The organism is Brevundimonas aurantiaca (genome assembly GCF_014199955.1).
Lineage (GTDB): Bacteria > Pseudomonadota > Alphaproteobacteria > Caulobacterales > Caulobacteraceae > Brevundimonas > Brevundimonas aurantiaca.
Window position 1 is genome coordinate 1 of the sequence record NZ_JACHOQ010000008.1, and the last position, 12633, is coordinate 12633.

The following is a 12633-nucleotide window of genomic DNA, read 5'->3' on the forward strand; positions in this document are numbered from 1 at the left end:
GCTACGCTGAACGGCCTCTTGCCAACCCCACCAACCCCAGTTCAGATCACCAAAGGACTCTCGTTATGGCTGGATGAGAAACGGGGGTCACGTCATTGGGCGTGATGTCGTAGGACATCGAAGCGTCCAGATAGACGGTGTCGTTCATGCCTTCCTCGGAGTTGCCGTTGCTGCCTGGGAAGGACATCAGATAGCTGCTGCGATAGGCGGCCGAGGTGCGCGCCTGGAAGGGGCCCTTCTCGTAATAGAGGGTGGCGTTGACCGTATTCTTGGACTGGCCCGTAAGGCGGTTCTTGCCGGCGGCGCCGTAGTCGACCTCGGAGTCCACATAGGTGAAGTTGCCGATGAAGCCGAAATTCGACCAGAAGCCAGGCAGGAAGGTGAACGGCTGCTGATACTGAATCTCCAGCCCGTGCAGCGTGCCGCCCTGGCCGTTCAGCTTGCGCGTGACCTGGAAGACGTCCGTCGGGCGCGCCGCCCCCTGCAGCAGTTCGTCCGGCAGGCCAAGGTCGCTCCACACGATCGATTCCGTCACCGAGGTGATGAAGCTGTCGATGTCCTTGTAGAAGACGGCGGCGGCCAGCAGGCCCTCGTTCTGGAAGTACCACTCGACCGACATGTCATAGTTGGTGGCGCGGAATGGATCGAGCAGCGGATTGCCGTAGGAGACGGTGCGGGTGGTGGGCGAAACGCCGCCGCCGGGGGTCAGATCGCCCAGCGAAGGCCGCGACATCACCTTGGCCGCGCCCAGCCGGATCACCAGGTCTTCGCGCGGCTCGATCGCCAGGTTGAACGACGGCAGCACGTCGTCATAGTCATTGTTGGCGGTGACGTATTCATAGGTCGGACCGGCCGGGGTGGTGATGGTCTGCCAGCCCTTGGATTCGACCTCGGTCCGGGCGTAGCGGACCCCGACGTTGCCCCGCACCGTCACGGCGCCCAGCTGGGTGTTGAAGTCGGTCTGAACGAAGACGCCCTGATCGGTTTCGTCCACTTCCCGCTCGCTGCGGTTGGGGGTCAAGGGGTCGTCATAGACGCTCAGGAAGTCGGCGATCTTGCCGATGTCAGGCACGATGAAGTTGAGGCTGGAGCCCGCCGGCACGCCGATCTTGCCGTCGATGCTGACGACCTTGCCGATGGAGTCGACCCCGGTCAGACGGTCCGCGCCGACGGTCGCGGTGTTGGCCCGCGAAACACCGAAGTTGCTGAAACCATAGGTGCGGTATTCGCCGCCGAATTTGAAGGTGACCGCGTCGGACCAGTCGTATTCCAGCGCGCCGGCCGCGACCTGGTTGTCGAAGTCGCCGCCGCTGGTGCTGCGGGTCGCCTGGATCAGGGTGAAGTCTTCGCCCGAGGTGGTGTCGAAGCCGTAGTTGATCAGCGGCAGACGGTCGTCGCCTCGGAAGTCGATGGTGTAGCCGTCCACATCCGACTGCTCGAAGGCGTAGGCGACGTTCAGCGGGGTGCGAGCCTCCGACTTGTTGGCGCCCAGCTTCAGATTGCCGCGGAACCGGTCGGTGAAGTCGTGGCGGACGTTCAGCGAGGCCTGGGCGAAGGTGCTTTCATTTCGCGTGAAGCCGTTTTCCGACCGCACCAGGACATTGTCGAACACGCCGTAGGAGAAGGCGTTCTTGGAGGCGTCGATCGCATAGTCGCGCACGACGACGCTGTTCACCGCCGCGCGGCTGAAAGACCAGGCCTCCAGGTTCGGGCTTTCGAGTTCGGAGTTCAGGCGCGACCACAAAAGGTCCAGCGCCACCTCGGTGCGGGCGCTGGGCCGCCATTGAAGGGCGGCGGTCACGCCCAGGCGGTCCTCCTGGGTGTTGCCGAAGGTGTAGCGCGGAATGCGCGGATAAAAGGCGTTCAGCACCTCGGTGCGTTGGGCCGCCGTGGTGCAAGGGATGCAGCCGCCGAGGTTCTGACCCACGCCGTAGGGCCGGCTCGCGTCGCCCCGCTGCCAGCGGGTGGTGTTGAAGCTTTCCAGGATCGGCGACCGCTCGGAATAGGCGGCAGAGATCAGGGCGCCGAAGGTGCGGTCTTCATTGGTCCAACTCAACAGACCGGCCAGGCGCGGCACCGTCTTTTCGGACAGGTCGTTATAGGAGCCCTGGACCGACAGGGCCGAGTTGAGGCCGCTGCCGCCGAAATCCATCGGCCGGCCGGTCTGCAGATCGACCGTGGCGCCCAGGGAGCCTTCTTCGATCTCAGCCGACTGAGTCTTGCGGACCTTGATGCTGTTGAACAGCTCCGAGGCGAACATGGAGAAGTCGAAGCTGCGGTTGCGACTGCCGCCGGACGCCGCCTGGGCTTCCAGGCCGTTGATGCGGGTGCGGGTGAAGTCCGAGCTCAGGCCCCGGACCGAAATGGTCGTGCCCTGGCCGTTCACCCGGTCGATGGTCACGCCGGGCAGGCGCTGGATGGCTTCGGCCAGGTTTTGATCCGGAAAATCGGCGATGTCCTCGGCCAGGATGGCGTCCACGGCGCCGGCCTCGCTGCGCTTGATGTTCAGCGCCTGCTGAAGGCTGGAGCGGAAGCCGGTGACGACAATGTCCTCGACCTGGGCTGCTGGCTGATCGGCGACCCCTGTCGGCACGGGCTCCTGCGGCGCCGTTTGCGCAACGGCCGGCAGCGCCAAAGACAGCGCCGCAAGGGATACGCCGACGGCGCACGAATTGCGGAGGTTGATCCGTTGCATCCTGTTCTCTCCCCATCCGGCGTCTGTGGCACCGGTGTCATTTCTTGGTATGGCGTCGCACATGATCGGACGCGCAACGTACCGTTTTGTGCAACAGCTTCTCGTATTTTGCAATACGTGGCGGAGTTAGCCGGGCAAGACCGGTTTGCGCCCTCTCAGTTTCGGGCGACAGAGGCCGCATAGACGTGATTGCGACCGTGCATGTTGGACACGAACAGCACCCACCGTCCGTCCGGCGTGAAGGTGACGTTGGGCTCCAGCCGATAGTCGTGGCGGCCCATGTCCACCAGCCGCTCGGTCCGCAGATATTCGACCGAGATCAGGTCGTCCTGATCGCTTTCGGGGTCATGATCGACCACCGGTTCGGGGCGCAGAAGCACCAGCCATTTGCCGTCCGGCGCATGGGCGACCATGTCCGCGTCGCCGCCGTCGCCGGCGAAGAAGCTCCCGTCGGGCGAGCTGTTGAAGTGCACCGACCAGCTGTTCTGCTCCAGCCGGCGATAGACGCGCTTTCCGGTTTGAAGGTCCACGGACGCCACCCAGAAGACCTGACCCCGCGGCGTCTGCAGATCATACAGGACCTGGCGTCCGTCAGGACTGAACCACTCGTGGCCGAAGATTTCGAAATTCATCGTCCGCTGGTGCAGTTTGCGCAGGTCCGTGCCGTTCGTCTTGATCGTCCACATGCGATCGACCCGGTGCCACGGCCCTTCGTGCGAGAAGATGATGCGCTCAGGGTCTGTGGGCGAGAACTGCGGATGGTTCAGCCAGTCTCTGGCCGCATGGACGACGCGGCGTTCACCGGTGCGCAGATCAATGACGAACAACTCCATCGGCACGCGCGCGGCCCAGCGCTGAAGCATCCGCACGCCCTTGGCCTTGGCGAAGTTCAGCGGGCGGCCGTCGGGGCCGACGGCGGCGTACTCGGCCTGTCCTGCGCGGCGATTGCGCGGATCGGCGGCGTCGGGCTGGAGCGGCGCGTCGCCATAGGCCACCGTCCCGACCACCAGGGTCTCGTCGGCGTTGATCGAACTGAACTGGCCCTGTTCGATCCGGGCCAGACGGCGGGTGCGGCCCGTGTCGATATCGACGGCGAACAGGGTGCGCGGCCGATCGGTGGGCTGGCCTTCGCCGGCATCAGAGACAGTATAGTAGGCGGTCCGCGTCCTGCGGCCCGTGACCATCAGGTCTGCGTCCGGGTCGGCCACCAGCACAGAGCGTCGAAAGCCGTTGTCGAGCTCGACCTTGATGATGCCCTGGGGCGAGGAGAAGAGCAGAACATCCCCCTGGGGCGTGAAGCTGTTGCGGTAGAAGTAGAGCTTGCTGCCGCCCTCGTCCCCGGACAGGCGCACAATGCGATGGCCGGTCTTGGGGTCGATCCAGTCGGTCGGAACCGGCCCCTCCCAGGTCGGCCAGGGCGGCGGCGCCTCGCTGGCCTGATGAATGGGCGGGGCGGTGTTGGGCGCGGGGAAGACCGGCGCGCCGGCCGGCCCGGCCTGGGGCGGCCCTGCCTGGGTCGTCGCGGCCTGGGCCTGGCCGGCAAGCACGCCGGCGGCGGGGGCGGCCAACAGGGCCTTCAGGGCGGAGCGTCTGGAGGTCGTCATGGGGGCGATCCTGTCTTTCGGGTTCAGGGGGCGGGCGTCAGGCCTTCGACCCGCACGGTCCAGCCCTCCTTGGGGAAGCCGGGCGCATGGCCGCTGGATCCGTCCCATCCGGCGGCCATCAGGCCGACAGCCATGAGTAAGGAGCCGTTGGACGGGAAGTAGGTCTCCGCCGCGCGACGATAGCCGGGGCCGTCGGGATTGACGGCCATCCGGACTCCGCCGGCGCCGGCCGAGACGGGCACCAGCTCGTCGGCGTGCTCGTCCAGATGGACGCGCGGGGTCATGCCGGTGACGCCCCACTGATTGTTCTTCAGGTCCGCGAACAGCCAGTCCACGGCCTTGTCGGGTTCACCGAGGCGGGCGGCGGTCATGGCCATCATGGGGAAGTCCCATCCCCAGGTCTGACGCACGTCCCAGTTCCGCTCCACCGCTTCGAAGGTGCGGCGCATGGCGGCCGGGTCGATCCGAGCGCCTGGGATGAAGCCGTACGCCATGAGGAAGGAGGGGTGGTCGCGGTTCTTGCATTGAGCCGCCGCAGCGTGTCTGCGGCAGGCGTCGGACATTGCGGTCTCCCAGAAGTCCGGCACGTTTTCGACCGGCAGATAGAGGCCGTCCTTCATCGGCGGCGGCGCCATCCTGGCCAGGGCCTGATCCCAGTCGGCGCGGCGGGCCTGGCCCTTGCGCTCGCGCCAGGCCTGCGCGGTTTCCAGCCCCCAACGGAAATACTCGACCTCGAAGGCGGGGTTCACCGTGGTCAGGGGATCATAGTTTTCCTGCGCCGGAATCATCGGCGGTCCCAGGTTCAGCCGGCCGTCGCGTTCTATGGGCCAGGAGGCCAGGAGGTCGGCGGTGGCCTCGACCAATTCGCCGTATCGATCCAGTACGGCGGGATCCCTCTCAGATCGCCACACCAGCTCGGCCAGCAGGATCGGATGCGGCTGCTGCCACATGATGAAGGGCGAGACGAGGCTGGGGCTGTTGCGGCCCTCGGGTCCGACCATCTTGGGCCACCAGGCGCCCTTGACCCGGTGGCGGGCGGCCTCGGCGCGGGCCTGGTCCAGATGGCCGACATACCAGGGCAGACTCCGCTCCAGCATGTCGGCATGGCCCCACATGGCCTGCCAGCCGGCGTGCCAGGGGTGCATTTCCAGGTGGAACTTGCCGTACCAGCTGTTGGAGAACAGACCCTCTTCCTGGGGCGGCAGTTCGCCGGCGCCGTTCAGGGCCGAGAGGTATTGCGACAGGACCACGCGGCGCTCCAACTCGGGTGCGCGGGGATCGGTGGAGCCGCTGAAATCCACGGCGCCGCCCTGGGTCCAGAACCCGTTCCAATGGGCGGCCGTCGCCTGGACGCCGGCGCTGTAGGCCGGTGTCGCGGGCGCTCGGTCCTGCCGATCGAAGCGGACCATGACGGTCAGCCGGTCGCGACCAGCGGCGACCGCTCGAAAGGCGTCGGCGCCGGTTTGCTCGATCTCACCGGAAGCGGTGATGCCCGAATAATAGCGGGTGTCGTCCAGGGTGCGGCGAATGCGGACGTCGCCCGCGTCTTGGGCGACGACGGTCAGGCTTTGGGCTCCCGAGGCGTCAAACGACGTCGGATCGGGATTGATGGCGGGGGCGACGCTTGGATAGCGGACCTGAACGCCCAGGCCTCGCGTGGAGACCAAGGGGGAGACGATCTCGACCATAACCATGTCCAGGCTCGGGTGGACGCGGGTGACGACCTCGACCGGCTGGCCGTCATAGGTGAAGCGGCTGGTCAGGGCCCCGGACCACAGGTCCAGCGTCTGGCGGGTGTGAGCGACCTTGGCGAAGTCCAGCGGCCTGCTGTCGGCGAAGGTCAGGCCGATGCGACTGAGAGAGAACCGATGCGGATTGGCCCGCAGCCAGGTGTAGGCGGGCTGGGTCTCGGCCACCGCCCACGACTTCATCCAGGCATAGGGTTGTTCCCCCCGTCCCGGCACGGGCACGTCGATCAGGCCGTCCTGTTCGGTATAGCCGTTCGGATTGGGAAAGCTGTGCCAGGCCCACTGCGCCATGGTCAGCAGGGGGGACAGTTCCGAATACTGTTCCGGAAAGGTCTGCAACCCCGTGATGTCGGCGGTGAAGCCCAGGGTCCCATTGCCCAGCATGATCGGCGCATGAGGGTCTATCGAGGTCAGCGTCACATTATGGCGCGTGACCAGGGCGTGTCGGTCGATCGGCGCGACAGGCGCGACGGCGACGGGCGCGACTGTCTGGGCGCAGGCCGCGGTGGGGCCGGCCATCAGGGTGAAGGCGAGAAGGGCGGCGCGGAAACCCATTACTTCGCCTCCGCCTTCAGCCCCAAGCCCGCGCCCTTCCATCCGTACCAGGCGACGACCGCGAAACAGACCGCAGGCATCAGGAAGGCGACGTTGGCGCCGTAGAGGTCGGCGATCCTGCCCATCGGCCACGGCAGCAGCACGCCGCCGCCGATCGCCATGACCATCAGGGACGAGGCGCGCTTGGTGGCGGCGCCCAGCCCGGTCGTGCCCAATGCGAAGATGGTCGCGAACATGGTCGACATGAAGAAGAAGACGGCGATCAGGGCGACCGGCGAGACGATATTGATCCCGGCCGCCACGACCAGGGTCAGGACGACATTGATCAGGCCATAGGCCGTCAGCAGGGCGCGCGGCCTGATCTTCAGCAGCAGGGCGGTGGCGAAGAAGCGGCCGACCAGATAGCCGATGGCCGCCAGCGACAGCATGAAGGCGCCTTGCTGCGACGTCAGGCCCTGCCAGTTGTGGGTCACCAGATTGATGAAATAGGCGCCGATGCCGACCTGGGCGCCGATATAAAGGGCCTGGGTGATCACGCCGGCGACGAAGTGCGGCTGTTTCGACAGGGGCAGGGCGGGAACGTCGCCCTCGGCCGAGCCGTGGTCCGACAGGCCAGTCTCCGGCAGGCGGGCGCGCCAGACGGCCAGGGCGAACAGGATCACCCCGACGGCGATCAGGCCGTAGACGATCTGGATCGAGCGGGTCGCCCCGCCCAGAGCCTGGGTCGTCGTCGGGCTGAAGAAGACGGCGCCGCCGATCAGCGGCCCGAAGAAGACGCCCAGGGCGTTAAACGATTGGGCCAGGTTCAGCCGCTGAGACGCCTTGGCCGGATCGCCCAAGACGTTGACGTAGGTGTCGGCGCTGGTTTCCAGAATGCACAGGCCGGCGGCCAGAACGAACATCGAGCCGACGAAGGGCAGGAAGGCCCCCGCGCCCGCCGCCGGGATGAACAGCAGGGCGCCGACGGCGGTGACGGCCAGGCCCGACACGATGCCGAACTTGTAGCCCCGCGCGTGAAGCAGCATGCCGGCCGGAATCGACAGCAGCAGATAGGCCCCGAAATAGGCGATCTGCAGCCAGGCGCTGTCGGCCTGGCTGATGCTGAGCGTCTCCTGGAAATGCTTGTTCAGCACGTCCAGCAGGCCATAGGCCAGGCCCCAGATCAGGAAGCAGGCGATGGCGAAGGCCAGCGGGCCCTTCAAGGAACCGGCAGGCCCCGAAACTGAGGGCTGGGCCAGACCTCCGGGGGTGTGGGCGGCGTCGGTCTCGATGACCATTGGGGCTCTCCTGGTGTTTCTCGCGGGCCTGGCCGTCTTTTCGCGGCCTCGGCGGGTGGGTGTCAGATGCGGTAGATCGCCTCGGCGTTGGCGGCGAACAGGCGGTCGCGCTCTTCGGCCGAGAAGTCGGCCGTGATCGCGTCGAAGGCGGAATAGAAGGCGTCGAAGGTTCCGTGGACCCGCTCGACCGGGAAGTCGGAGGCGAACATGGCCCGCTCGGTCCCGAAGGCGTCGATACACTCCAGGACGACGGGGCGAATGCTGTCGGGGGTCCAGGCGCGGTCGGTGATGCCGAGGCCGGAAATCTTGATCGAGACCTGGGGTTGGGCGGCCAGCAGGCGCAGACCCCGCTTCCAGCGCTCCATTCCCGCCGCGTCGCGGTCGGTCGGCAGTCCGGCGTGATTGACGATCATCGAAATGTCGGGGTGACGCGCGGCGATGATGGCGGCGGTCGCCATCTGCGACGGATAGAGCTGGAGGTCGAACGACAGGCCGTGCCGCGCCAGTTTCGCGAAGCCTGCCACCCACTGCGGATCTCGCAACAGGTCTCGGTCGGTATAGGTTTTCAGCGGATCCTCGTGCCAGCAGACGATCTGGCGCACGCCGCGTACGTTCGCGCGGGCGGCGTGAGCCTCCAGCAGGGCGTCCAGGTGTGGGTCAAGCATGTCGGCGCCGGCGACGATCGCGTGTGGATAACCGGTGTCATCGGCGAGCGATTGTAGCCAGTCTGTTTCGGCCAGTTGCCGGCCTACCGGCTGGCCGGCCTCGACGTGAACGATCTTTTCCACACGCCAGCCGGCCGTATCGGCCAGATAGTCGTCCAGCAGATAGTTCGCGTTGGCGATGGGCGACATGTCTCCCGCCGGATTGTTCGGCAGGGGATCGTCCTGAAGCCAGCCGTAGCGCGCCCGTGACAGATCCCACAGATGGACGTGGGAATCGACGATGCGGAGATCCGAGCCCACCGCGTGCACTCAGTAGGTCGTGCGCCCGCCAGACGTATCGAACGTCGAGGCGGTGGTGAAGCTGCACTCTTCGGAGGCCATAAAGCAGACCATGGCGGCGCTTTCCTCGACCTCGCCCAGGCGGCCCATGGGGATTTTGGAGCGCATATAGTCGACCTGGCTCTGGGGCAGTTGCTCCAGGATCGGGCTTTCGAAGGTGGCGGGGGTCAGGCTGTTGGCGATGACGCCCTTGCCGGCCAATTCCTTGCCCAGAGACTTGGTGAAGCCGATCACCCCCGCCTTTGACGCCGAATAGGCGCTGGCGTTGGGATTGCCTTCCTTGCCCGCGACCGAGGCCACATTGACGATCCGGCCGTAGCCGTTCGCCAGCATGAAGGGCACGACGGCGCGGCAGCAGTAGAAGACGCCGTTCAGATTGATGTCCACGACCCGCTTCCAGCTGTCGATCGGAAACTCTTGCACCGGCGCGGTGGCGCCCGTGACGCCGGCGGAGGCGACCAGGATGTCGATGCGGCCGCCCAGCGCCGCGTTCGAGATCTCGGCCGCCGACGCGACCGCCTCGGGATCGGCCACGTCCAGGGCCACGGTCGTCACGGCGCCGACCTCAGTCGCGGCGGCCTTAAGCGTGTCCGCGTTCAGATCCCACAGCACCACCCGGCCGCCCTCGGCGACGATGCGGGCGGCGGCGGCCTTGCCCAGGCCCGAGGCGCCGCCGGTCACGACGGCGGCCCGGCCCGCAAAACGTCCTTCATAGGCGCTCATGCGACCAGATCCCTGGACCAGGCGACCACGGCCTGACGCTGGCTGCCCAGCTTGTCGATGCCCAGCTCCATCACGTCGCCGGCCTTGAGGTAGAAGGGTTCGGGCTTCTGGCCCAGGCCCACGCCGGGCGGGGTGCCGGTGGTGATCAGATCCCCCGGCTCCAGCGTCATGAACTGGCTGACGTAGGACACGATCTCGGCGACGCCGAAGATCATGGTCCGGGTGTTGCCGGTCTGCATCCGCTTGCCGTTCAGGTCCAGCCACATGTCCAGGTTCTGGACGTCGCCGACCTCGTCGGGGGTGACGATCCAGGGGCCGACCGGACCGAAGGTGTCGCACCCCTTGCCCTTGTCCCAGGTGCCGCCACGCTCGGTCTGGAAGGCGCGCTCGGACACGTCGTTGATCAGCACATAGCCGGCCACATGATCCAGGGCGTCGGCCTGTTCGACGTAAGACGCGCGCTTGCCGACGACGATGCCCAGCTCGACCTCCCAGTCGGTCTTCTCAGAGCCGCGCGGGATGACGACCGTGTCGTTCGGTCCCTGAAGGCAGGACACCGCCTTGGCGAAGACGACGGGCTCCGACGGAATGGGCAGGTTGGATTCCTCGGCATGGTCGGCGAAGTTCAGGCCGATGGCGATGAATTTACGCACGCCGTTCACCGGCACGCCGTAACGCGGCTGACCTTCGACTACCGGCAAGCCGGCGGGATCGACGGCCTTCAGCGCGGCCAGACCTTCACCCCACAGCTGGTCGGGCGTGATGTCGGCGACCACGCCGGACAGGTCTCGGATGCGGCCCTCCGCATCCAGCAGGCCGGGCTTTTCCTGGCCCCTGGGGCCGTAGCGAAGCAGTTTCATGAGACGGGGGGACTCTCGACTAGCGGGCGTAGGGGCGGTGCAGGGCGATGTCGCGGTTCAGCTCCACGCCGAAGCCTGGCGTGTCGGGAACCTTGAGCCTGCCGTTGACCGGCACGGGTTCGCCGATCAGCTGCGGATGGAACATGGGCACGACCTCGTCGGCGCCGGGAGCCATCATCAGGAACTCGGCGAACGGGCTGTTATGGCGCGTGATAACGAAGTGGTAGGAATAGACGCTGGACCCGTGCGGGATCATCAGCACGCCTCTGGAATCGGCCAGGGCGGAGATCTTCTGCAGTTCGGTGACGCCGCCGCACCAGCCGACGTCCGGCTGGATGATGTCGCAGCATTCCATTTCCAGCAGCATGCGGAAGCCCCAGCGGGTCGCCTCATGCTCGCCGGTGGTCACCAGCATCCCCTTGGGGGCGTTATTCTTCAGCGCCTGATAGCCCCAGTAGTCGTCGGGGCTCAGCGCCTCCTCGATCCACTTCAGACCCAGTTTGTGCGCTTCATGGGCCAGGCGGGTGGCGTAGTTCAGGTCCAGCGCCATCCAGCAGTCGAACATCAGCCAGAAGTCGTCGCCGCAGGCGTTCCGCATGGCCTCCAGCTCGGCGAGGTTCTTCTTGAGGCCCTCCTCGTCCTCGGCAGGGCCGTGGTGCAGGGGCATCTTGCCGCCGATGAAACCCAATTCCTTGGCTTTGTCGGGGCGCGCGCCGGTGGCGTAGAAGGTCAGTTCGTCGCGCACGGCCCCGCCCAGCATGGCGAAGACCGGCTCCTGGCGCAGTCGGCCCAACAGATCCCACAGGGCCAGATCGACGCCCGAGATGGCGTTCACCACCAGACCCTTGCGACCGTAATACTGGGTGGAGAAATACATCTGGTCCCAGATCTTCTCGACCTCGGACGGATCGCGGCCTTCCAGGAAGCGGGCCAGGTGTTTTTCGACGATATAGGCGGCGGGTTCGCCCCCGGTCGTGACCGCGAAACCGACGACGCCGTTCTCGGCCTCGATCTCGACGACCAGCGTGCCCAGCACATTGATGCCGAAGCTGCGGCGGCTCTGACGATACTCGGGATATTTCGCCATAGGCGTGGCGATATGGTCGTCGATCCAGTGGCCGTCGCCCTGATCGTGATAGTCGGCGCCGCCGCCGGTCCCGTCGTTCTTAACGACAAAGGCGCGGACATGCTTGATCCGGGGCAGGCGGCTCATTGCGGACCCGCCAAAAAGCGGCGATCCGCTCCCATATTTCGGGATTTCACTGGCTTTCCTCCCTGCGACACGCCAAGGTTCCCTGCATAGCTTTGGACGACTTGCGCGTTTTGCTACATTCTGAGAATGAGGATTACGAAATGGGACGAACGGCGTCAATCAAGACCATGCAGGTCGCAGGTGAAGAAGAGGCGGGGGCCAAGGCGTCCGGCAGCCAGACCCTGCTGCGCGGTCTGGACGTCATCGACGCCTTGATCGAAGGCTCCCTGCCGCTGGCCGAACTGTCGGAAAAGCTGGATCTGACCCGCAGCACCACCCACCGCCTGGCCTCGGCCCTGGTGGAGCGTCGTCTGCTGTCGTTCCGGCCGCGCGAGGGCTATTCCCTGGGGCCGAAACTGCTGGAGCTGGGGCACGCCGCCAGCCAGCAGATGCATCTGCCGCGCGTCGCCCGGCCCTGGCTGGAGCAGCTGTCGGCCGCCACGGACGACACGGTGCATCTGGGCGTGCTGGACGGCCGTCATGCCCTCTATCTGGACAAGGTGGCCGGGCGTCGCCGCATCAACATCGGTTCGCGCCTGGGCGAACGTCACCCCATCGCCTCGACCGGCCTGGGCAAGGCGCTGATCCTGGACAAGACCGAGGCGGAGTGGATCGATTTCTACGCCGAGCCGGACGCCAAGTTCGACTCGGCCGCGCGCGCCGTCTGGCTGGAGCGGATGCGCGGCTACGCCCAGAAGGGCTACGCCTTCGATCTTGAGGAGAACGAAGACCAGATCCGCTGCGTCGCTGCTCCGATCCGCTCGGTCGACGGCCGAATCGTCGCGGCCCTCAGCGTCTCCTCGGCCGCTCAATACATGTCCGACGCGCGAATGAGCGAACTGACCAAGACCGTGACGGAGGCCGCTGACGCCATCAGCGCCGACCTCGGCTGGTCGCCCAAAACCTGATCCAAAC

At 66.3% G+C, this 12633-nt stretch carries 9 protein-coding genes; 1 reads left to right on the top strand and 8 read right to left on the bottom strand.

The window, feature by feature from the left end; genetic code table 11:
* Positions 1-46: 46 nt before the first annotated feature.
* From GGQ93_RS13100 to rhmD, 8 genes are all read right to left on the bottom strand, one after another.
* Entirely contained in the window at positions 47-2695 is a 2649-nt protein-coding gene (locus GGQ93_RS13100) for a TonB-dependent receptor (RefSeq protein WP_183217610.1), read from the bottom strand.
* A gap of 155 nt (positions 2696-2850) precedes the next feature.
* Entirely contained in the window at positions 2851-4299 is a 1449-nt protein-coding gene (locus tag GGQ93_RS13105) for an oligogalacturonate lyase family protein (RefSeq protein ID WP_221233713.1), read from the bottom strand.
* A gap of 23 nt (positions 4300-4322) precedes the next feature.
* Positions 4323-6602 carry a hypothetical protein gene (locus tag GGQ93_RS13110; RefSeq protein WP_221233714.1) on the bottom strand — a complete coding sequence of 760 codons (2280 nt, stop codon included), beginning with the start codon at positions 6600-6602 and terminating at the stop codon, positions 4323-4325.
* A complete protein-coding gene (locus tag GGQ93_RS13115; protein WP_183217611.1) occupies positions 6602-7879 on the bottom strand; it encodes a sugar MFS transporter in 1278 nt (425 codons plus the stop codon). Before GGQ93_RS13115 ends, GGQ93_RS13110 begins: the two co-directional genes overlap by 1 nt.
* Positions 7880-7941: 62 nt before the next feature.
* Positions 7942-8844, bottom strand: a complete 903-nt coding sequence (locus tag GGQ93_RS13120; RefSeq protein WP_183217613.1) for an amidohydrolase family protein — start codon at positions 8842-8844, stop codon at positions 7942-7944.
* 9 nt (positions 8845-8853) lie between these two features.
* Positions 8854-9606 (bottom strand): SDR family NAD(P)-dependent oxidoreductase, encoded by a 753-nt coding sequence (locus GGQ93_RS13125; RefSeq protein WP_183217615.1) that lies wholly within the window; start codon positions 9604-9606, stop codon positions 8854-8856.
* Positions 9603-10466: a 2,4-didehydro-3-deoxy-L-rhamnonate hydrolase gene (locus tag GGQ93_RS13130; RefSeq protein WP_183217617.1), complete on the bottom strand. Its 864-nt coding sequence runs from the start codon at positions 10464-10466 to the stop codon at positions 9603-9605. The genes GGQ93_RS13125 and GGQ93_RS13130 overlap by 4 nt, the downstream gene beginning before the upstream one ends.
* A 19-nt stretch (positions 10467-10485) precedes the next feature.
* Positions 10486-11679: an L-rhamnonate dehydratase gene (rhmD, locus tag GGQ93_RS13135; RefSeq protein ID WP_183217619.1), complete on the bottom strand. Its 1194-nt coding sequence runs from the start codon at positions 11677-11679 to the stop codon at positions 10486-10488.
* A gap of 167 nt (positions 11680-11846) precedes the next feature.
* On the opposite strand from rhmD, the gene GGQ93_RS13140 reads away from it, so the two are divergent.
* Positions 11847-12626, top strand: a complete 780-nt coding sequence (locus tag GGQ93_RS13140; protein ID WP_152949725.1) for an IclR family transcriptional regulator — start codon at positions 11847-11849, stop codon at positions 12624-12626.
* Positions 12627-12633 lie beyond the last annotated feature (7 nt).